The organism is Ochrobactrum sp. BTU1 (assembly GCA_018798825.1).
GTDB lineage: Bacteria > Pseudomonadota > Alphaproteobacteria > Rhizobiales > Rhizobiaceae > Brucella.
The window spans coordinates 649,009-671,287 of sequence record CP076355.1 but is presented as its reverse complement, the minus strand read 5'-3'; the positions used below and the strand labels follow the sequence as shown (position 1 = coordinate 671,287).

The following is a 22,279-nucleotide window of genomic DNA, read 5'->3' as shown; positions in this document are numbered from 1 at the left end:
ATCATGAGTGTCACCCCCGCACTTGAAACACACTCGACGGCAAAACCGGCTGGCACAAGCTTACGTGATCTGACCCGATTGGTTGCTTCACGCCCCGCACTTGCATTGCCATCACTCTTTCTAACACTAGTTGCCGTTGCAACGCTCTGGCCGGGTTTACTCACAACAGCTGATCCATTGCTGGCAGATCCGCTACAGGCACAATTGCCGCCTTCTGCAGAACATTGGTTTGGCACCGATCATTTGGGCCGCGACGTGTTTTCACGCGTGGTTCACGGTGCGCGCTATTCCGTTCTGATCGGCTTTAGCGCTGTGGCTATCGGTGCTATCGCTGGCTCGATTTTGGGGCTGTTGGCTGGACTATCGCGCGGCCTGATTGATGAAGCAATTTCCCGCTTTCTCGATGTGGTGTCTTCGTTTCCCGATCTTCTGCTGGCTCTTGTTTTCATCTCGTTCACAGGACCGGGCACCGTCAATCTGATCTTTGCGCTTGGGGTTGCCATCATTCCGCGTTTCGCCCGCGTCGTGCGCGCGCAGACCTTCGTTATTGCGCAAAGCGGTTATGTCGAACAGGCGAAAACATTTGGGCTGAAGCGTCACATCCTCGTGCTGCGACACATATTGCCCCACGCCATTGCACAGGTTCCGATTTTGGCAACCATCGGGCTTGGCACAGCTATCATCAGTGCTGCGGGCTTGAGCTTTCTTGGCATGGGACCGCAACCACCAGCACCCGAATGGGGCGCGATGCTGTCAGAAGCGCGCAATTATCTGCGTGTTGCTTGGTGGATTGGTGTCTGGCCCGGCCTTGCGATCACGCTCACCGTTATATCGATCAGCATTCTCGGACGCCGCTGGCAGCTTGCCTTTGAAGGCCGGAGGCAGTCATGACAACGCCGCTTGTTGAAATCCGCAATCTGTCCATCAGCTTTCAGCGCGATGATCAGTTGGTGAAAGTTGTCGAAGGCATTGATCTGACCATTCATCCCGGCGAGACAGTGGCGCTGGTCGGGGAATCCGGTTCCGGCAAGTCAGTGACCGCACGAGCACTGATCGGACTTTCAGGCCCGAGCGCTATCGTCAAGGCTGACCTTTTCGAGATCGATGGTCTGAGTGTCCTTGATTACCGCGATAAGGAATGGCGGGGTTTGCGCGGCAACAAAATCGGTTTTGTCCTGCAGGACGCGCTGGTATCGCTCGATCCGCTACGTCGTATCTCGCAACAGCTTTCCGATGCCTTCGGCGTCAAGGGCTTCTTCCGAAGGCCGGATGTCACGGATCGCAGCAAGGCATTGCTGCGCTCGGTCGGCATTCCCGACCCTGATCGCAGATTGCTGCAATATCCACATCAGCTTTCCGGCGGTTTGCGGCAACGCGCACTGATCGCAACAGCGGTTGCACGCTCGCCGTCACTGCTCATTGCCGACGAACCGACCACAGCGCTTGACGCGACGGTTCAGAAGCAGATCCTCGATCTTTTTGCGGAGCGACGCCAAGCGGGACACACACTTCTGCTGATTAGCCATGACCTTGCTGTTGTCTCAAGGCTGGCCGATCGCGTTCTGGTCATGCACAATGGCCGCATCGTTGAGGAAGGCCCGACTAACCAGATCCTCAATGCGCCGAAGGAAGCCTATACGCGACATTTGCTCGAAGCCGTGCCATCGGCAGGTTCGCGCGGCTACCGGCTATCGCCAGCACAGCCGCACCAACCGCAAGTCAGGGTGGCCCTACCAGCAAAGCGCATCGATGAGAGCACTAATGTTCTGGAAGCCAAAGGGTTGTTCAAACATTATGGCAAAGCAAACACGCCTTTGGCCGTCAATGATGTCTCATTCTCGTTGAAAGCTGGCGAAGCGCTCGGCATTGTTGGGGAATCCGGCTCTGGCAAAACCACCGTCGCGAAGATCGTTCTGGGGTTAACTGAACCCGACCAGGGTACGGTACATATTGATGGCAGACTCTGGAGCAATCTGCGCGAGGAGCAACGCCGCGCACAGCGTGCGCATATGCAACTGATTGCGCAGGATGCGCTCAGTTCGTTCGATCCGCGTTACACGGTTGAAAAGATCGTCGGTGAAAGCCTTGATTCCGTTCATATCTATGGTGATGAACGCCGCAAGCGCGTGGTGGAAGTGCTGGATGCGGTGCGTCTGGGGGCGCAGTTTCTCAAGCGCTATCCCCGTGAATTGTCGGGCGGTCAGCGCCAGCGCGTCGCCATCGCGCGTGCCTTTGCACCGCGCCCGAAATTGCTAGTCGCCGATGAGCCTGTAAGCGCGCTTGATGTATCGGTGCAGGCACAGGTCCTCGACCTTCTGGCTGAGCTACAAGCAGCTTCAGGCACATCGCTTCTGTTCATTTCGCACGACCTTGGCGTCGTCCATCATCTGACAGACCGCGTTCTGGTGATGAAGGACGGTCGCATCGTTGAAAGCGGCGCTGTTGAACGCGTCTTTTCCCAACCACAGCACAATTACACACGCGCCCTGCTGGATGCCGTTCCAACGATAAGCGCGGCCTGAATTACTATTTAACGCGCATCTTGTCCGAAAACCGTTTCACACGTTTCGGCATGCGCTTCTTGAGGAGATCACTATGACAAGAACACGCACCCGCCGCTTGAAAACCCTGTTTGGTGCCAGCAACGTTGTTTCCGCGGACAATGACCAGGACAAGACCTTTGGGTTCAAACGCGCAATAGAGTTGGCAAAGAAGGCTGAAGCCGAGAAAATCACCGGTCTTTTTACTGCCGACCTTCTGCAACTTGATCCGGCGGGTCTAGCGGGCACGACCGGCACGCAAGACCCGGTTATCGCGCTCGCAGCGCTGGCACATGCCACATCGCATATCGGGCTTATTGCGACCGTCTCAACGACATTTCTGCATCCTTACAATCTCGCACGCCAGATCGGCACGCTAGATCATTTGAGCGGTGGCAGAACGGGCTGGAATGCCGTGACCTCTTCGGTCGGCGAAGAGAATTTCGGCGGCGATCTGCCAAGTCCGGAAGAGCGCTATGAACGGGCTGCGGAATTCATCGAGATCGTGAACGCGCTCTATGATGCAAATGAACGTGATGCGATCACCCGCAAAGCGTCGGGTAATATCTCTGTCCACCCGGAAAAATTTCACCCCATCAACTATCGTGGCAAGCATTTCAGCGTAGAAGGGCCACTGAATGTGCCACCTCTGCCGCAGGGTCGTCCGGTTCAGTTTCAGGCCGGCCAATCCGACGCCGGTGTCACCGTTGGCGCCCGCTATGCTGAAGTCGTCTATACATCGCAGCCGAAGCTCGAAGATGCTGTGGCCTTTGCCACCGAGCTGCGCCGCAGAGCGGCACAGTTTGGCCGTGGCAACAATCTGCCATTCATCATGAACTCGCTTCATTCGCTGATTGGCTCATCGGAAGCCGATGTTGCTCGCCGTCTGAAAGACAAGCATGAGGCAATCGATTATGATCAGGGACGTGTCAAACTTGCAGATATGCTCGGCGGCCATATTGATCTGAGCGATCTGCCGCTCGACAAGTCTCTACCGGAAAACCTGCTGCCGGAAATCACCAGCATTAACCGCCGCCGGGGCCGTGTCGAAGTCTTCCGCCGCTATGCGCGTGAAGGTCTGACCCTGCGTCAGTTGATTATTGAGGCACAGGAAACCGGCCATTGGTCGATTGCAGGTACGCCGAAGCAACTTGTTGATGCGATTGAAGAACGCTTCAATAAGGGTGCTGTTGACGTTCTCACACTGCACGGCATTGGTAATCCCGATCAGGAAGATTTACTTTTAAATGGTCTGATCCCGGAGCTTCGACGCCGGTCGTTGATTGATACGGATTATATCGGTTCTGACTTCCGCGCCAATCTGGAACTGCCAGCCTTATCCGTTGCAACACCATCTCAGGCCCGGAGCGCCTGAAATGGCAAAGCGTGAGGGTTTTCTGCGTTTTGGCTTGTTCGTCTATCCGGTCGGCCACCATATTGCGGCATGGCGGCACCCGGATGCTGTTGCAAATGCTGGCATCAATTTCGACTATTACCGCAACGTTGCCTCGCTGGCAGAAGCAGCCAAATTCGATCTGCTGTTTCTTGCCGATGGTGCAGGAACCCGCGGCGACAATCTCGAAATTCTGAGCCGCACAGCGCACAGCTATGTAGCACAGTTTGAGCCACTCACGCTTTTGTCAGCGCTCTCGGCTGTCACCAGCCATATCGGTCTTGTTGCAACGGCCTCATCAAGCTTCAATGAGCCTTTCCACATCGCACGAAAATTTGCCTCACTTGACCATTTAAGCGGTGGTCGCGCAGGCTATAACCTTGTGACTTCGGCCAGCGACTTTGAGGCGCGCAATTTCAATCTCGACCACCATTATGAACATGCCGACCGTTATGAACGGGCGGAAGAATTTGCCGATGTCGTCACGGGACTATGGAACAGCTGGGAAGATAATGCCTTTCTTTATGACAAGGAGCAGGCACGGTTTTTCGACCCTAACAAGCGGCATGTACTTGATCACAAGGGCAAGCACTTTTCCGTTCAGGGACCGTTGAATGTGCCGCGTTCCCCGCAAGGGCATCCGGTGACCGTGCAGGCTGGTTCATCGGCAGCAGGAAAGGAACTGGCAGCAAAAAGTGCAGATGTTGTTTTCACGGCACAGCAGACTATTGCGGAAGCTTCCGCTTTCTACAAAGATGTCAAACTGCGTGCAGCGCACTATGGCCGTGATGCCGACGATATCAAAATCATGCCGGGCATTTTTCCGGTTGTTGGTCGCACGAGGCAGGAGGCTCGGGATAAGTTCGATCAGCTCCAGAACCTCATTCACCCGTCTGTGGGGCTCAATATTCTGTCTTCTGGCTGGTCCGGCCCCGACCTTTCGCAGTTCGATCTCGACGGTCCCGTGCCGGAGTTGCCGGAAACTCAAGGCAGCAAAAGCAGACAAGAGCTTCTGTTTGAATTGGCGCGGCGCGAAAATCTAACCATTCGCGAACTTTATCTCCGGGTTGCGGGCGCGCGTGGTCATCTACAAATCGTTGGCACGGCGACGGACGTGGCTGATGCGCTCGAAGAGCGTTTTGAAACCTATGGCGCGGATGGCTTCAATGTGATGCCGCCTATCTTCCCGGCAGGTCTGGAAGACTTTGCCGAGCTGGTGTTGCCGGAGCTTCGTCGCCGCGGGCTTGCTCGCAGCGGTTATGATGGTCCGACATTGCGGGACAATCTCGGTTTGAAAATACCGATCCATCCCGCGACATCGGTTCAGAGTTCAGACAGCTTAGCTGCCATCAAAAAAGCGGTTTGAAGGGCGTGGGAGGCCGAGGTGTTCACGCAGTGTGCTGCCCTCGTAATCGGTGCGGAAGATACCACGGCGCTGTAGCTCAGGCACCAGTCTTTCCGCCACATCATCAAGGCCTTGCGGAAGGAAGGGGAATACAACTGTGAAGCCGTCACTGGCATCCTCTTCCAGCCATTTCTGCATTTCATCGGCAACGCTTTCGACAGTTCCGACGAAAGCAAGACCCGAATAGCCGCCGTAACGCTGGGCGAGCTGACGGACAGTCAGCTTTTCCTCTTCAGCCAATTTAAGCACCTGCGCCCTGCCCGACTTGCTTGCATTGGTTTCGGGAATTTCAGGCAAATAGTCGTCTGGATCAAAGCCTGATACATCGTGGCCCAGAGCAATCGATAGCGATGCGATACCGCTATCATAATGAACAAGACTATCGAGCTTCGCACGCTTCTGCTTGGCTTCCTCAAGGCTATCGCCAAGGACAATGAAGGCTGCAGGCAATATCTTCAACGACGATGGCGCGCGACCGGCAGCTGCCAAGCGCGACTTCAAATCAGCATAAAGCTTTTTTGATTCAACAATGTCTCGCGGCGCACAAAACACCACTTCTGCGGTTTCAGCCGCCAGCTGGCGGCCCGGTTCTGATTGACCAGCCTGAACAATTACCGGCCATCCTTGTACTGGACGCGCAATATTGAGTGGTCCACGCACATTAAAATCATCGCCATGATGATCCAGAACATGCATCTTGGATGGATCAAAGAAGATGCCGCTTTCCTGATCCCGGATGAATGCATCATCCGCAAAGCTGTCCCAAAGTCCGGTTACAACATCATAGAACTCGCGCGCACGCTTGTAGCGTTCGCCATGCTCGACATGCTCGTCCTTGCCGAAATTAAGCGCTGAATCGGGATTGGATGTCGTGACGATGTTCCACGCTGCGCGCCCCTGGCTAATATGGTCAAGCGAGGCAAAACGTCTGGCAATATGGTACGGCTCGTCAAATGTGGTGGAAGCAGTCGCCGCCAGTCCGATCTTGTCAGTCACAGCAGCCAGAGCTGACAGCAGCGTGAATGGTTCAAACGACGTAACCGTATGACTGCGCTTCAGTGCCTCGACCGGCATGTTGAGGACCGCAAGATGATCCGCCATGAAGAATGCGTCGAATTTCGCCGCTTCAAGTTTCTGGGCGAAAGCCTTCAGATGCTTGAAATTGAAGTTTGCGTCGGCATAGGCACCGGGATATCGCCAAGCGCCAGTATGCAGACTTACAGGGCGCATAAACGCCGTAAGATGAAGAGACTTGTTCAATTGATTGTTCCTGAGGCTATTGCGAAATGAGGTGGGCGCTTCTCGATGAGCGTTTTTCAGATCGGTGATTTTACGACTACGCACTCATTGAGCTAAGGAATATGATTGCGCAGCCTGCGCCACTCAAGGAATTTGCGCTTCATATTTCCGTGATTCATGGAACATAGTGCTAAGCGCCCGTCACAGAGCAATGTTAGACTCCATCCCAATATCTTGCGTTGGCATTATTGGGTTTTATCGAAAAACCCAACATGGCATATTTCCAAAGTGGAACCGGCTTCAGCATTTTAACGTTGAAGATATCGATCCGATCGGCCTTGGGATAATCAGATTATCCCTTTTGGCGCGGAGGAAAATAACCAAGGGAGGTCAGAAAGATGAAAGCACGCACGGCAAGTGTTGGTGATCTGGAAAGCGTTTTTCACGACCTTTCAGAGCGAATGGCAGCAGAATATATCGCGGCTGGGAAAGACGTAAGATCGGCCTATGATAACCTTACCATGAACTTGCGCGAAGGACGCGCACATGCACTGATTGAAGACGACAAGGTCGTGGCGATCATTGCCTGGCAAGAGGCGGATGATGGAACAGATACGCTGTTTGCAGCGAAGGAAGATTTCTTCAATGCGCGATCCGTCCGCTTTTGCCGGAAGCACATAAAGCAAATTCAGGCGCTTTCTGGCGACCGTCCGATACATTCCAGAAGTTGGCTCGATCGTCCTGACGTCGTTAAATGGTTTCGGATCATTGGTTATCGGGAGATCGATGGCGAGCAAGGTTCCAAGCTTTTTGAGCTTGGTGCCCCAGCTGGAAACAGCCTCTCCAGCCAGTAAAATTAAGCGGCGCCGCGCCTGTCAAGCGCGGCGCGAGCTACCGCAAGCCTTCAACAATTATATCAATCGTTGCTCTCACGCGTGACGCAAGAACACGCCCGCCCGGCCATATGACATGGATCGGCAACGAAGGCGTTCTGATATCCGGCAAAACCTGAACCAACGCGCCGGACAAGAGCTTGTCTTCGACCAGCCAACGGGGTACCTGAACAAACCCCAAGCCAGCAATACCCGCATCAACGATCATATCAAAAGCAGCAAAGCTATGGTTCGCGCGGATATCGCATCGAACCTTTTCCCCATGCTCGTTTAAAACGACCCATGGTTCATTTCGCCCACCACGAAACTGCATGACGCAGAAATGCTCTTGAACGTCACTCAGTTTCAAAGGCTTACCGTAGGCCGATATATAAGAGGGCGATGCACAAATGATGACGTCCTGCTGACCCACGCGTTTAGAAATCAGATCCATACTATCGGGCAGATCACCGATCCGCACCGCAAGGTCGTACCCCTCTTCAATGAGGTTCACGACGCGGTTTTCAAATGACACTTCAAAATGCAGCTGTGGATGGGCCTGGGCTAGTTGCATCAACAAAGGTGCAACGCATTTCCGGCCAAACAAATCCGGCAGATTAATCCGCACCCGTCCTGCCGGAACAGCTATGCGGGAAGAAAGTGCAGTTTCTGCATTCGCAAGCTCTTCAAGCGCCCGACGGCAACTTTCAAGATAAACGCGCCCCTCGTCGGTCAGGCTTAGACTGCGGGTCGTGCGATGAAACAACCGCACACCGAGACGATCTTCAAGCCGAGCAACAGATTTGCTGACCGCAGATTGCGACAGGCCCAACACGGTTGATGCAGCCGCGAAGCTGCCCGATTGCTCAGCCTGAACAAATGCTCTGATACCGTTTAACCGTTCGTTTGAAATCATCTGTCGATAATATTTGTCGTGATTGAATATAAATAATGTCAGAAGTGCGAAATTTTCTCCATGATAAATTGCCTTTCACACAATTTCAGCGCTGTGAAGGGTGAGCAATGTCAGAAGCACTGCGAGATAAGACAATCGTCGTGATTGGTGGAAGTACCGGGATCGGGTTTGCCGTTGCAAAGAAGGCGGTAGAAGCCGGCGGCAAGGTCGTTATAGGCGCACGCGATCCTGCAAGACTTGAACAGGCTGCTATAACTCTGGGAGAGAGATCAACCGCACTGGAAGTCGATACCTCCGACATTCAATCTCTCGCGACATTTTTCAGAGCAATCGGCGCTTTCGATCATCTGTTCGTCCCGGCGGCCACCTACACTGTGGTCGGCCTCGACAGCGACGACATAGAGGCAATTGAAAGCCCGTTTCGTTCAAAGTTCTGGGGCCAATACTGGGCTGTGAAACAAGCTGTTCCGCACCTCGACAAGGCTGGTTCGATCACCTTGATGGCCGGTGCAGCCAGCGCAAGGCCAATCAAGGGTGGCGCAGTTTATGCAGCTTGCAACAGTGCAATCGAAGGGCTCGGTCGCGGGTTGGCGATCGATCTGGCACCCATCCGGGTGAACACGATTTCACCCGGTACGATCGACGGCCATCTTTGGCAAAATCGTCCGCAGCAAATACGCGAAATAGCCTATGAACACTATCGTCAAAATTCGCTTGTCGGCAGACCAGGCACTGAATCCGAGATTGCCGATACCGTACTTTACCTCATGGGAAACAGGTTTGTGACCGGTTCTAACCTTTATCCTGATGGTGGATACGCGCTTCGCTGACAGCCGATATAACGACTGGCTGCATTATCTGAAGTTTCTAATGCAGCCATCTGATTTTAATAGGCTTCTCCGCGCAGATGACTCGCCAGAAAGCCGAGATTATCTTGTCCCCAATAAGTCTCAGTATCGTAAATATAGGTCGGAAAACCAAACACACCCTTGTCGACGGCACGTTCGCGATCCGATTTCCATTTGGCCTGAACGTCGTGATCATTCTCACGCCCAACCAGATATTGACCGTTGAAACCGGCTTCATCGGCGACCGCACTGCGGACTTCCGGCTTGCCAATATCCTTGGCCTCAGACCAAAACGCATGTTGAAGCACGCGTGTCAGCTGCAGCCAGTTTTGACCTTCAAGGTAAGCCGCAATCACACTGAATGAAGCAGGTGTGGGATCACTCAGAGCCGGGCGATCATCAATGAAAAGCGGTTTGCCGCGAAACTTGGCCCAACGCTTGAGATCCTGCGTGCCATAGGCGCGACGGGCTTCCGGACGATTGCGCGAAAAGATGCCGCCATTCTCCTCGATGACGGTCGCAAGATATGGCTTGATCTCGACCACATGCCGCTCTGCCAGTTCCTCGAGCGTATCAAGCCCGAGATATGACCAGGGCGAGCCGATGGAAAAGAAATAATCAATCGATTTTGGCACGTTTTATCCTTTTATATGTGAGTGCATTCCGACAAGTGTGAACTTGTTTTCGGATAAGATGCGCGTAGAAATGTTATTTGAACTTCGGCAATCCGGGCGGATTGGTCTCCGATTGTTTGAGGGCTTCTTCCTCCAGATGCCAGCGATCGAGAATGCGGGCATAGTATCCGCTCGCAATCAGGCTGTTGGTGGCAATGGTCAATGCATCGGCAAGTCCGCTGCCTTTACGCGTTGTAATCGCCACATCCGAGCGATCCGGCCAGCCCGCACTCAGCGTGCCGACGCGTTTGATATTCTTGTCGCGAGAGGCGATGAACACGAGCTGCGCGTGGGGCTGCACGATAACATCGGCCCGGCCCGATTGCAGAGCCAAAAGGCTGGCAGCTTCATCATCGTAATATTGCAATTCCAGCGGTTTCAGACCCGCCTTCTCATTCTCTTCGCTCCACTTGACCAGAATGCGCTCCTGATTGGTGCCCGCACCCACGATGATGCGGAGGCCTGCAGCATCCTTTGGTTCCTTGATGGAGGTAACACCACTATCGGCCTTTACGAAAAAGCCATGCAGGCCTTGCCGATAGGTCGAAAAGTCGAACTTTTCCTTGCGCTCTTCCGTTACGCCAACATTGGATATCACGGCATCATATTTGGCTGATGCGAGACCCAGCGGCCAATCGATCCATGCAACAGGAACGCTTTCAAGTTCAAGCCCCAGGCTTTCGGCAATGGCCGACGCATAGTCTGCATCCGCACCCACAACAGTCTTGGCATCTGTGGCATAGGCCGCCAGCGGCGGACCACCCGGCGCAACGGCCACAGTCAACTTGCCCGGCGTGACGAATTTGAAATCTGCGGGGATGGCGCCAATTGCCTTGGCATCTCTCTGCACATGAATGCGACCAGCTTGCTCGGGTGATAAATCAAAATCATCCTCCGAAAAGGCCGACAGGGAAGATGCGCCTACCAACGCCGATACAGCAACTAACAGAGCGACTGCTCTCATGAACCGTTCTCCATTTGTGTAAACTAAAGCGGGCTGGCATATGCGTCCCCTCATGTGCCAGCCCAGCCCCTCACGAACCGCTTTTCGGCAGGCCCTGTGGATTTGTCTTGGCTTCGGTGATGGCTTCCGGTCCAAGGTTCCAGGTCTCAAGAACTTTGGTATAGGCACCGCTTGCAATCAGATCGTTGAGAACATTGGTCAGTGGAGCTGCAAGCCCACTGCCCTTGCGCGTTGTGACCGCAATCTCGGCGGTGATCGGCCAGCCGCCACTCACCGTACCAACCAGCTTGGTCTTGCCATTGATGCCAGCGGAATAGGCCTGCGTCGCGTTCACGCTGAACACCGCATCGGCACGGCCACTTTGAATGGCGAGATCCTTGACCGCGTCATCGTCGTAATATTGCACCTCAATCGGTTTCAGACCGGCTGCAACATTCTGACGATCCCACTCCAGCAGCACCTTTTCCTGATTGGTGCCTGCATCGGTGATGATCTTGAGGCCTTCAATATCCTTGGGCTGTTTCAGCTCCTTGATCGCGCTGTCAGCCTTGACGTAAAAGCCAAGCTCATCCTTACGATAGGTGGAGAAATCAAACTTTTCTTTCCGCTCTTCCGTCACTGTGACATTGGAAATCACGGCATCGAATTTGCCAGAAGCAAGCCCAAGAGGCCAATCGGCCCAGGCAACCGAAACCAGTTCGAGATCGCGGCCGAGACTATCGGCAATGATCTGTGCCAGATCGACATCGTAGCCGATGACAGTCTTGGAATCTGACGCATAGTCGTGCAGCGGCAGATGCCCGCTGGTGCTGATGCCAATGGTCAGAACACCGTCTTTGACGAATTTGAAGTCCTTGACCTCATCGATACGCTTATCGATTTTTTCAACCCGCAAACGGTTTGGCTGTTCTGGACTGAGATCAAATCTGCCCTCACTCCATGCAGCATTGGTCATCAGCAAAGCCCCTGAAATCAGGCCCGCAGTGAAGTATCCCGCTTTTCTGATATAAGCCATATTCCCATCTCCTTGAGTGTAAAACTCTGTGTAATGACCTGATTTCTTTAGATTTTACCCCGTTACGAGCGGATCTCACGATCCGCTTTTCGGCAATCCGGCAGGGTTGGTTTTGGCCTCATCAACGGCTTCTGAACTCAGGCTCCAACGCTCAAGCACCTGATGATATTTGCCGTTCTTGATGAGTTCATTGAGCGAGAGCGTTAGCGTATCGGCCAGACCGCTGCCTTTGCGTGTGGTGATTGCCACCTCGGCCGTCTGCGGCCAGCCGCCGCTTACCGTTCCCACAAGCTTGGTTTTGCCGTGCTGCGATGCAGCATAGGCCTGCACTGCATTGACGCTGAAAACCGCATCCGCACGACCGGAATCAATCGCTAGGCTCTTGACGGCATCATCGTCGTAATACTGAATTTCTACAGGCTTCAGGCCCGCTTCGACATTCTGCTTGTCCCATTGCACAAGGATGTTTTCCTGATTGGTGCCTGGATCGGTGATGATTTTGAGCCCCGCAATGTCCTTCGGCTCTTTCAGCGACGTGATCTGACTGTCGGCCTTCACATAAAAGCCAAGCTCATCCTTGCGATACGTTGAAAAGTCGAACTTTTCCTTGCGCTCTTCAGTTACGGTCACATTTGAAATAACCGCATCGAACTTGCCAGATTGAAGCGAAAGCGGCCAATCCGCCCAGGCGATTGGCACCAGCACAAGCTCGCGACCCAATGTATCGGAAACCAGCTGAATAAGATCGGGATCGAAAGCCACGACAGTCTTTGCATCCGTTGCATAAGTGCTGATCGGAGGCACCCAGGGATTAATGCCGACGACGAACTTGCCGTCCTGCACAAACTTGAAATCCTTGGGAACGGCATTGACGACGGCTTCGCTCTTTTCCGTGCGCAAACGGTTTGGCTGCTCCGGGCTAAAATCAAGCTCTGCGGAAAAGCCTGGCGCGCTGAAAAGCGTTGCTGCTGCCAGAAAGCTGCCCAATATTGCGCTCTTGTAGTTGACTGATTTCATTGAATGACTCCTGAGAATAATCTGAATTTTGGACAAACAATCCCCGTCGACTGCCCCGTCAGGGCAATCGTAAGTGTCGGGAGTTGTGGTTTGGATCCTGAGCGCATCCCGAAAAGTGGGAACCCGTTTTCGGGATGCGCTTAAAAACAACGGGCGTTCTGGCGTCAGAGGACTTTTGCAAGAAACTCCCGGGTTCGGGGATGCGTTGCCGCATTGAAAAGCTGCTCTGGCCTGCCGGTTTCGAGGATACGGCCCTCTTCCATGAACACCACCGTATCCGCCACTTCACGGGCAAAGCCGATCTCATGGGTTACGATGACAAGCGTGGTGCCAGAGCGTGCAAGCTCCTTGATGACATCCAGCACTTCACCAACCAGTTCCGGGTCGAGGGCCGAGGTTGGCTCGTCGAACAGGATGACTTTTGGATTGAGTGCCAATGTGCGGGCGATGGCGACACGCTGTTGCTGACCGCCGGAAAGCTGGCGCGGATAGGCATTGATTTTTTCGCTGAGACCAACGCGGGCAAGCAGGCGTTTTGCAATCACGGTCGCAGCATCGCGGCTCAGTCCACGGACAATCATCGGTGCTTCAATGATGTTTTCCAGCACGGTCAGATGCGGGAAGAGATTGAAGTTCTGAAACACCATGCCGACATCGACGCGCTTTTTCAGAATGTCTTTTTCTTTTAACTCGTAGAGCGTGTTGCCGCTCTGGCGATAGCCCAACAGTTCGTCATCAATCGAGATAAAGCCATCATCCACACGCTCCAGATGATTGATGGATCGCAGCAATGTCGACTTGCCCGAACCCGATGGACCTAGGATTGCAGTCACACTACCGGGCTTGATGTGCAGACTGACATTGTCGAGAACGAGATTGTTGCCAAAGCTCTTCGATACCCCATGAATATCCACCGCACCGCGTCGCGTGCCGGTGAACCCGCTGACAGCAAGTGTTTCGGTAATCCGGGCATCCTGTTCGTTCGATGCAACATTCTCCGCTTTGCTCGATACGGGACTCTTTGCTGGAACGAAACGAGCGAAAAGTCGTGTCAGAATAGCTGGCGGCGGATTGCGTAATGCACCGCGCGAGAAATGGCGTTCGATGTAATATTGCGCGATCGACAGCACCGTCATGATGATCAGATACCAGACGGTTGCGACCATCAGCAGGGGAATGACTTCGAGGTTGCGGCGATAGATGACCTGCACAGTGTAGAAGAGTTCCGGCAGCGCAAGCACGTAGACCATCGATGTGCCTTTAGCGAGACCAATGATCTCGTTGAAGCCCGTTGGAAGGATCGTACGCATGGCCTGCGGAAGCACGATGCGGAAGGCTTGTCTGCGTCGTGGCAAGCCGAGAGCGGCGGCAGCTTCTAGCTGACCCTGATCGACAGACAGAATGCCGCCACGGATGATTTCGGAAGAGAACGCAGCCTGATTGAGACTCAGGCCCAAAAGGGCAGCAGCGAACGGACTGAGGATCTGGACGGTTGGATATTCGGCAAAAGTTAGATCAGTGTAAGGGACACCAAGTCTAACAGTTTCATATAGATATCCGAGATTGTTCAGAACCAGAAGCAGGACGATCAATGGAATGGATCGCAGCAGCCAGATATAGGCCCAGGAAAGACCGGACAGCAGCGGCGAGCGTGAAACGCGAGCAAGCGCGAGTGCGGTTCCCAATGCGAATCCCAGCACGGTTGCAAGCGCTGTCAGCCACAGCGTTCGCATCAAACCGACAAGAACAGGCTCTGATAAGAACCATTCTGCAAAGACCGGCCAACCCCATTTGGGGTTGGTCAGAACCGATTGCATCACGGCGACAATCAAGCCTGCGGCCAGGATCGTGCCAACGACGCGGGCCGGATAACGTGCCGGAACGATGCGATAATGTTTGAAATCGCCGGGACTTACGCGAGAACCTGCCTCCCTGTCCGTACCCGCAAAATCTGTAGCAATAGCCATGATCAACGCTGCTCCGAATTGCCATTTAACTTATGACTCACTGCAGACGTATCCGTAATGGAAGTCACTCGACCTGAGTTTCGGAGATGAGGCGTCCAGTTTCAAAACAAATAAGTCTATTTAAACAGGCTACAGTGGATGTTTTTTCCATAACACCCACCCTGACACCCAAGCATTTACTTAACCAAATGCCGCCTGCTTTGCAGTCGCATCGGAAGGATTAAAAACAACTTGTCTGATGTTTTCGATATTTTTCTCGAAAGGCAAAGTCCCGTAAACCTCCGGGTCCGCCGCGACATCAAAAAGTGCTGTGTATCCGTTTCTTAAGTACAGTTCTTTAGCTTCTGGCTGCCGGAAACCAGTGGTCAGATAAACGCGCTTGTAACCCTGACGGTGTGCCTGCGCTTCCAGCTCTTCAAGCACCTTTTTAGCAAGACCTTGCCTGCGCAGATCGCTATGCGTCCAGATGCGCTTGAATTCGGCCGTCACATCGTCATAGCGCATGAATGCACCACCACCGACTGTCTGGCCATCACGGAGCAACAGCAGGAAATTGCCGTGCGGAGGCGCAAAGGCTTCCGGCGGGTATTTGTTCATTTCGGCTGCTGCACCCTCTTCATTGAAATAGGTGCCGTAACGCGTGTCATACTCGATTGTCAGCGCCTCGATCAGCGGCACTGCACGAATATCGGTCGTTGAAGTATAGAGAAATTCATCCGCCATGATGGCCATCCATATTGAAGAAATCGTGCAATCTCAGATCAGCGAGGCTTCGGTCAACCGAACCCAAAACAGCGCGGCCGGAAGCAGGATTTCATCGTTGAAATTATAATTTGGGTTATGCAGGCCCGCGCTGTCGCCATTGCCGACAAAGAAATACGTTCCCGGCTTCTGTTCGAGCATGAAGGCAAAATCCTCGCTTGCCGTGCGCGGACGGAAATCTTCGATAACTGTGCCAGTGGGGAATGTGCCAAGCGCGACCTGTCGCGCAAATTCCGTCTCGGCTTTTGCGTTGATCAGGGCAGGAAATCCCCACTGATAATTGACATCAGCAACAGCACCAAAGCTTTCTGCCTGTGAACGCGCGACAGCTTCAATCCGCCGCCGCAACTCTTCACGCACAGTTTGCGAAAACGAGCGGATGGTAATGCCAAGGTCGACATGCGCCGGAATGACATTCAACGCATCGCCGCCATGAATGGAGGCCACCGTCACTACACCCATGTCAAGCGGATCAAGATTGCGCGCGACCACCGTTTGCAGGGCCAAGACAATGGATGAGGCAACCACAACCGGATCAACCGATTTGTGCGGTTCAGCACCATGACCGCCACGCCCATTCACGCGAATTCTTGCCCGGTCCACCGATGCCATTGCCGGGCCCGAGACAAAGCCGAACTTTCCTGCGGGGACACCAGGCCAGTTATGCAGCCCGTAAACGGCGTCGCACGGAAAGCGCTCAAAGAGGCCGTCTTCGATCATGCGTCGAGCGCCTGCGCCGATCTCCTCAGCTGGCTGGAAAATGAGATGCACCGTGCCGGAAAAGCGACCGGATTGGGCGAGATAGCGAGCCGCTGCCAGCAAAACGGTCGTATGTCCGTCATGACCACAGGCGTGCATCACACCGGAATTGCTGCTGGCGTAATCAAGGCCAGTCGCTTCAATTATCGGCAGGGCGTCCATGTCCGCCCTGATGCCAATGGTCTTGTTCGAGTTGCCACGCTTCAATGTGCCAACCACGCCAGAGCCACCAACGCTGATTGTAACGTCATAGCCCCATTGGTTGAGATAATCTGCCACCAGAGCAGACGTCCGGGTTTCCTTGAACGCAAGTTCCGGATGGGTATGAATGTCGCGACGCAAAGCGATAAACTCGTCGATAAACGAGGCAAGACCTGCCTCGATTTCAAGTTTTCGGTTTACGTCTGGCGACCGCTGAATATTCATGCCGCACCCCTTCGGCGAGTTCCCGTATCATTGTTTTCAACTGGCTTCGCATAACGGCTCTTCGGATGCTCAAGCCCCAAATTTCCGCGCAGCGTATCGTGTTTCAGGCTGCCTTCATGATATCCTCGCTCTTCCAGAATTGGCAGAACATGGGCAATGAAATCATCCAGCCCTTCGGCAATCACCGGGAAGCCAAGGATGAAACCGTCAGCAGCCTTCTGCTCTTTCCAGAGAACGATTTCGTCGGCAATCTTCTCTGCCGTGCCGATGAAGGACGTGCGTGGTGTCGCCACATTCAAAGCCACTTCACGCAGACTGAGCTTGTTTGCAGTCGCGTCGCGCTTGATGCGGTCGGTTGTCGAACGGAAGCTGTTCTTGCCGACGTCACCAAGATCAGGGAAAGGCGCATCGAGATCATAGGCGGTGAAATCATGATGGTCGAAGAAACGTCCAAGATAGGACAGCGCTTCGTTGATGCTTACGAGATTGCGGATCGCCTGATATTTCTCTTCGGCTTCAGCTTCGGTTCGTCCAACGATGGGGCCGATCCCCGGATAAATGCCGACATCGTCCTGCGAACGCCCATGGGCAACCGCACTAGCTTTGATCTGCGCATAAAATGTTTGGCTATCCTTGATGGTGTCCGCATTGGTGAAGACGGCGTCGGCATGTTTGCCCGCAAGTCCGACACCCGCTTCGGAAGCACCGGCCTGAAAGATAACAGGCTGGCCCTGAGGTGAGCGCTGGATATTGAGCGGCCCTTCAACCGAGAAGAAGCGCCCCTTGTGATCGAGCCTATGGAAACCTTCGGGTTTGTAAAACTGTCCGCTTTCACGATCGCGAACGAAGGCGTCTTCATCCCATGAATCCCAAAGACCTTTGGTCACGTCAAGATATTCATCGGCGATTTCATAACGCAGAGCGTGCTCGGGATGTGGCTTACCATAGTTACGGCCTGACCCTTCGAGCGGCGATGTCACCACGTTCCAGCCCGCACGCCCGCCTGAGATGAGATCAAGCGATGCGAACTGTCGTGCGACTGTAAACGGATCGCTATAGGACGTCGAAACCGTGCCTGCGAGGCCAATGCGCTTCGTGTTCGCTGCGAGCGCCGAAAGGACGGTCAAAGGCTCAAAGCGATTGAGAAAATGCGGAATGGAAATTTCGTTGATGTAGAGCCCGTCTGCGATGAAGGCGAAGCTGATGCCAGCTTCTTCGGACTTGCGTGCTGTATTAATGAAAAACTGAAGGTTCACGCTGGCATCTGCCGGCCCGGACGGATGTTTCCAGGCATTCATGTGTCCGCCTGCACCCTGCAGCATCACACCGAATCTAATCTGCTTGGAACTCATTTGATGTACTCCCTATAGCCAATGGCTTTGGATCAGGCGGCAATAGCCAGACGTTCGCCTGCGAGGCTTTCGATGGCAGCTAATCTTTGCTCATGTGAAACGGCCGGGAACTCGAGCACAAACTCCGTCACCCCATATTGCTCGTGCAGCTCATCGAGCTTTTGCTTCACCTGCTTTGCTGAGCCCGCGAGCACATTTGGGTGCTTTTCTTCAACCCGGTAATCAGTCTCTCCAGCCTGCCGCGCAAATTCGGCGGCTGCCTCCTGTGTACCAACTGAAACTGATTGTCCGGAGGCGAGATGTACCTTGAAGATTTTAATTTTCGAGACCGCAGCATCAACCGCGTCTTGGCTTTCGGCAACGACCGCACCAAGCGCCAGCACAGGCACTTTTCCAGTCACATTGCGATAGGCGTCGAACGTCTTCTGCAGATTGGCAGTATCGCCATTCAAATGACCGGCATAGACAAAGTCCCAGCCGGAATGTGCGGCGAGCAACGCGCTCTCTGGGCTTGCGCCAAGCACAAATTTTTCCGCAGATACCTGTGGTTTGGGAGTTGCGGCCAGTCCTTCAAACCGACCCGATGCGATTTTGTCACCGCCGAGAAATGCGCTGAGCAGTTCAAGCTTGCTGTTGAAATCGAGCCGCTTTTCGCTGCCTGTTTCCTGCTGCAAGGCCTTGGTTGATAATGGAAGCCCGCCCGGAGCCTTGCCCACACCGAGATCAACGCGCCCGCGCCCAAGTGCCGCCAGAAGGTTGAAGTTTTCGGCAACTTTGTAAGGGCTGTAATGCTGCAGCATCACTCCGCCAGAACCAATTCTGATCCGCTTTGTCGATGCCAGAAGATAAGAAACAAGCACCTCGGGCGAAGGTCCAGCCAGTTCATCTGCATGATGATGCTCTGCGACCCAGAACCGCTTGTAGCCCGCCTGTTCGGCAGCCTGAGCATAAGAAACGGTATTTCCAAGAGCGGTTTCCGCACTACCAGCCTGTGCTACCGGGCTCTTGTCGAGAAGGCTTAACTGATAGGGCATCGGCACATCCACTTTCGCTGAGCATCGCATTGGGGCGGCCCTTCCGCGCAACGCGCACGAATATGGACCGGCCCCGAATAGTTTCTCGGCTTCGGGACGAAATCTCAAAGATCAGGTAACTGAAATCTGCCGCATTGAGGCAAATTTATTCTGTGGTGGTGGAGTATGTTGAAACGGTCTGCTTCAAGTCTGCCCAACCCGTTAGATGCTATGAAAATGGTTTTGGAGCATTCGCAGCGGCTAAAATACATTGCCGCTGCAATCAGAGTTCAAAAGAATTTTAGATGTAACGACGTGGATTGGCTGCGAGATAGAACGTGTTGATCAGCGTGTTGATATCAAACACTGGCAAACCGGATTCCGCTGCAACATAAGATGAAAACGGGCACATATTGGTGCATTCAAACAGAATAGCGCCCGGATTTTCACAGCTCGCCATGAATTCCCGGGTCATCTCCAGCATCTCTTCCTTCAGCACTTCCGTGTCTAGATAATCGCGACCTTCAATATAGGTCTGCGGAAACTCGGCATTCTGCTTCATTCCCTGCACCTGCACGGGGATCACATCGGAAGACCAGCCAACGCCTTTGAAATGTGCATCATTCATGTGATGCGCTCGCTCAGTGAAGACACCTATGACTTTGCCAGGTGGCAGCATGGCGTGAATAATCGGCGCCTGCATCAGTGATGACGTGAACACCGGAATGTTGACCTCTGCGGCAATATCTTTCTGGAACGGCCCCAAAAAACCACAGCTTGTGGTAATGGCGCGTACGCCCTCCGCTTCAAGTTCGCGTGCCGCATCGATGAATGGTTCAATCAGTTTTGGATCAGGATTGTTGCCCATGATGCGTGTGGCATGCGCACCTTTTACTGTCTTGTAACGCACAGGAAAATCATAGGACAGCGCATTGCCGATATCCCCAGCAGGACGAGGGAAAATCGTGTCCAGCATCAGCACACCTATCTGCTGGCCATAATTGGTGTAGCCACCTTTGAGCATCATAGTTTCATTCCTTCAAGTTCGGGATAATTAACAGCCGAAGCGCGCGGGCGAGAAGGCGCGAACACTGTCTGACGGGGTTACGTTGTTGATTGCGTCGAGAACGATCTCGGCGGTTTTGGGGGCTGCAGCGATCCCTATATGACCGTGACCGAAGGCGGCAACGACTCCCCGATGCTGCGTGAGTTTCCCTATCACGGGAACGCCATCTGCGGGCGATGGGCGATGCCCCATCCAAAGCTTGAGATTCTGCAGATCCTGTTTTGCCAGATTGGGATAACTCGCCAATGCGTGTTTGAGCAGCACCTCCGAGCGTCGCCAGTCGGGCGCTTTCTCCACCGTTGCCAGCTCCACCTGACCGGATAGACGCAAACCCATATTGGTCGGTGTATTTCCCATACGCCCGGTACTCGGCATGATCGGGATGTCAAAGGGAAGTTCGGCCATCGGCAAGGTTACATGATAACCGCGCTCGCTTTGCATCGGCACATACAAGCCGAGATCACGCATGATGCGCCCGGAATGAATGCCTGCCGCAAGCACGATATGATCGGCGGCAATACTCTCATTGTTCTCGAAGACGACACGCGGCGAAACACCGGTAAGCACCCTGACGACATTCTTGCGGATCCGACGAACGCCCATTTTTTCCGCCTGTGTGGCGATACCCGCAACATAGGTTCCGGTGTCCAGACAATGGGCGCCTTCGCGCACATGAATGGCAAAGCGAAAATTGCCTCCAAGCGCCGGAATACGTTCACGCAGTTCTGCTTCCTGCCATTCGTCGAACTGAACGCCGTTATCACGGCGCAGCTGCCAGCTAAGCGCTTCAGCTTCAAAGGCTGCACGATCAGGGTAGACGTAAAGTAAGCCCTTCTGCACGATGAGGTGTTCCTGCCCAGTCTCGCTGGCCAGCTCGAGATGGCGTTTCGGTCCATCATTAAGCAGCCAGTTGAGCTTGGTCGCAATTTTTGTCACCCGCGATTTTGTGGCCCCTGCGAGCAGGAAACGCGTGAGCCATGGTGTCAGCCTTGGAACCGATTTCCAGTCAAGGGTTAGTGGCCCGTTGCGATCAAGCAGAAATCCAGGGACCTGTCGCCACAGGCCGGGCATGCTCATGGGAATGATCGAGGCGGGACTGATCCAACCACCGTTTCCGTAGCTTGCACTTTGCTCGCCGCCCGGTTCTGAGCCGTCGCACAGTGTTACTTTCAAACCGGCTTCAGCGAGCCGCAAAGCGGTGGTGGAGCCGATAATGCCAGCCCCGACGACAATAACTTTGCCTGTCATGACATTTATCCGTTCTGCGCTTGCATTTATGAGAGACCGCCGTGGAAATGGCTCAAAAACTCTCGGGTTGCGGCTTCATGCGGCTCATTGATCACCTGACGCGCATCGCCGGTTTCAACGACGTAACCGTCCTGCATGAAGATGACCTTATCAGCGACATCACGAGCAAAAGCCATTTCATGGGTCACAAGGATCATCGTCATGCCCTGCTCGGCCAGTTGTCGGATGACCGCGAGAACTTCACCGACCAGCGCCGGATCGAGAGCCGATGTTGCCTCATCAAACAGCATCACATCGGGGCGCATGGCGAGCGCCCTTGCAATCGCCACACGCTGTTTCTGACCGCCTGAGAGCTGTTCTGGTCTGGCGTCCGCACGGGCGGCAAGGCCGACCTTTTCCAAGAGTTCCATGGCCAGTTCGCGAGCAGCCTTTTTGTCTTGTTTGAGAACAGTGACTGGCCCGATCATGACGTTATCGAGAACGCTCATATGCGGAAACAGATTGAAGTTCTGGAACACCATCCCGGTATTGGCACGGAATGCCGCGAGGTATTTGTCTTTGAGTGACAGGTTCCCAGATGAGAAATCAATCTTCTGCTCACCAATTGCGATGTAACCCGCATCTGGCAGCGAAAGCAGATTGAGACTGCGCAGCAATGTCGATTTGCCGGACCCGCTCGGTCCGATGAGCGCAACCACCTGCCCGCGTTTGACCGTGAGGCTGATATTGCGCAGCACCTCGATGTCGCCGAAAGACTTTTTCAGCCCACGCACTTCGATCATCGGTTCAGCATTCATGGCTTA

The 22,279-nt window shown here is 54.0% G+C and carries 20 protein-coding genes; 6 read left to right on the top strand and 14 right to left on the bottom strand.

Features of this window, described 5'->3' with window-relative positions:
* The first annotated feature begins 3 nt into the window (after positions 1-3).
* The 4 genes from KMS41_14430 (at position 4) to KMS41_14415 (ending at position 5,299) form a co-directional block, all read left to right on the top strand.
* Positions 4-891, top strand: a complete 888-nt coding sequence (locus tag KMS41_14430; GenBank protein ID QWK80100.1) for an ABC transporter permease — start codon at positions 4-6, stop codon at positions 889-891.
* Positions 888-2,522, top strand: a complete 1,635-nt coding sequence (locus KMS41_14425; GenBank protein ID QWK80099.1) for an ABC transporter ATP-binding protein — start codon at positions 888-890, stop codon at positions 2,520-2,522. The genes KMS41_14430 and KMS41_14425 overlap by 4 nt, the downstream gene beginning before the upstream one ends.
* Before the next feature lie 73 nt (positions 2,523-2,595).
* Positions 2,596-3,915: an NtaA/DmoA family FMN-dependent monooxygenase gene (locus tag KMS41_14420; GenBank protein QWK80098.1), complete on the top strand. Its 1,320-nt coding sequence runs from the start codon at positions 2,596-2,598 to the stop codon at positions 3,913-3,915.
* Between the two features lies 1 nt (position 3,916).
* Positions 3,917-5,299, top strand: coding sequence for an LLM class flavin-dependent oxidoreductase (locus KMS41_14415; protein ID QWK80097.1), 1,383 nt, complete (start codon positions 3,917-3,919; stop codon positions 5,297-5,299).
* Here KMS41_14415 and KMS41_14410 read toward each other — a convergent pair.
* Positions 5,273-6,568 carry an LLM class flavin-dependent oxidoreductase gene (locus KMS41_14410; GenBank protein ID QWK80258.1) on the bottom strand — a complete coding sequence of 432 codons (1,296 nt, stop codon included), beginning with the start codon at positions 6,566-6,568 and terminating at the stop codon, positions 5,273-5,275. The genes KMS41_14415 and KMS41_14410 overlap by 27 nt on opposite strands.
* Before the next feature lie 407 nt (positions 6,569-6,975).
* On the opposite strand from KMS41_14410, the gene KMS41_14405 reads away from it, so the two are divergent.
* Positions 6,976-7,431 (top strand): hypothetical protein, encoded by a 456-nt coding sequence (locus KMS41_14405; protein QWK80096.1) that lies wholly within the window; start codon positions 6,976-6,978, stop codon positions 7,429-7,431.
* A 37-nt stretch (positions 7,432-7,468) separates the two neighbouring features.
* On the opposite strand, the gene KMS41_14400 is transcribed toward KMS41_14405, so the two are convergent.
* Positions 7,469-8,365, bottom strand: coding sequence for a LysR family transcriptional regulator (locus KMS41_14400; GenBank protein ID QWK80095.1), 897 nt, complete (start codon positions 8,363-8,365; stop codon positions 7,469-7,471).
* A 107-nt stretch (positions 8,366-8,472) separates the two neighbouring features.
* Here KMS41_14400 and KMS41_14395 point away from each other — a divergent pair, with 107 nt between their 5' ends.
* A complete protein-coding gene (locus KMS41_14395) occupies positions 8,473-9,195 on the top strand; it encodes an SDR family oxidoreductase (protein QWK80094.1) in 723 nt (240 codons plus the stop codon).
* Positions 9,196-9,251: 56 nt separating this feature from the next.
* Here KMS41_14395 and KMS41_14390 read toward each other — a convergent pair whose 3' ends face one another.
* The 12 genes from KMS41_14390 to KMS41_14335 form a co-directional block, all read right to left on the bottom strand.
* Entirely contained in the window at positions 9,252-9,848 is a 597-nt protein-coding gene (locus KMS41_14390; GenBank protein ID QWK80093.1) for a 2-hydroxychromene-2-carboxylate isomerase, read from the bottom strand.
* A gap of 73 nt (positions 9,849-9,921) precedes the next feature.
* Positions 9,922-10,851, bottom strand: coding sequence for an ABC transporter substrate-binding protein (locus KMS41_14385; protein QWK80092.1), 930 nt, complete (start codon positions 10,849-10,851; stop codon positions 9,922-9,924).
* A gap of 70 nt (positions 10,852-10,921) precedes the next feature.
* Positions 10,922-11,866 carry an ABC transporter substrate-binding protein gene (locus KMS41_14380; protein ID QWK80091.1) on the bottom strand — a complete coding sequence of 315 codons (945 nt, stop codon included), beginning with the start codon at positions 11,864-11,866 and terminating at the stop codon, positions 10,922-10,924.
* 75 nt (positions 11,867-11,941) lie between these two features.
* Positions 11,942-12,883 carry an ABC transporter substrate-binding protein gene (locus KMS41_14375; protein ID QWK80090.1) on the bottom strand — a complete coding sequence of 314 codons (942 nt, stop codon included), beginning with the start codon at positions 12,881-12,883 and terminating at the stop codon, positions 11,942-11,944.
* Between the two features lie 164 nt (positions 12,884-13,047).
* Entirely contained in the window at positions 13,048-14,850 is a 1,803-nt protein-coding gene (locus tag KMS41_14370) for an amino acid ABC transporter permease/ATP-binding protein (protein ID QWK80089.1), read from the bottom strand.
* A gap of 180 nt (positions 14,851-15,030) precedes the next feature.
* Positions 15,031-15,582, bottom strand: coding sequence for a GNAT family N-acetyltransferase (locus tag KMS41_14365; protein ID QWK80088.1), 552 nt, complete (start codon positions 15,580-15,582; stop codon positions 15,031-15,033).
* Between the two features lie 24 nt (positions 15,583-15,606).
* On the bottom strand, positions 15,607-16,797 hold the full coding sequence (locus KMS41_14360) for an amidohydrolase (protein QWK80087.1): 1,191 nt from the start codon (positions 16,795-16,797) through the stop codon (positions 15,607-15,609).
* A complete protein-coding gene (locus tag KMS41_14355) occupies positions 16,794-18,149 on the bottom strand; it encodes an LLM class flavin-dependent oxidoreductase (protein ID QWK80086.1) in 1,356 nt (451 codons plus the stop codon). The genes KMS41_14360 and KMS41_14355 overlap by 4 nt, the downstream gene beginning before the upstream one ends.
* A 32-nt stretch (positions 18,150-18,181) precedes the next feature.
* Positions 18,182-19,183, bottom strand: coding sequence for an MsnO8 family LLM class oxidoreductase (locus KMS41_14350; protein QWK80085.1), 1,002 nt, complete (start codon positions 19,181-19,183; stop codon positions 18,182-18,184).
* A 280-nt stretch (positions 19,184-19,463) separates the two neighbouring features.
* Entirely contained in the window at positions 19,464-20,189 is a 726-nt protein-coding gene (locus KMS41_14345; protein ID QWK80084.1) for an aspartate/glutamate racemase family protein, read from the bottom strand.
* A gap of 27 nt (positions 20,190-20,216) precedes the next feature.
* Positions 20,217-21,476, bottom strand: coding sequence for an FAD-binding oxidoreductase (locus KMS41_14340; GenBank protein QWK80083.1), 1,260 nt, complete (start codon positions 21,474-21,476; stop codon positions 20,217-20,219).
* A 26-nt stretch (positions 21,477-21,502) separates the two neighbouring features.
* Positions 21,503-22,258, bottom strand: a complete 756-nt coding sequence (locus tag KMS41_14335) for an amino acid ABC transporter ATP-binding protein (GenBank protein ID QWK80257.1) — start codon at positions 22,256-22,258, stop codon at positions 21,503-21,505.
* Positions 22,259-22,279 lie beyond the last annotated feature (21 nt).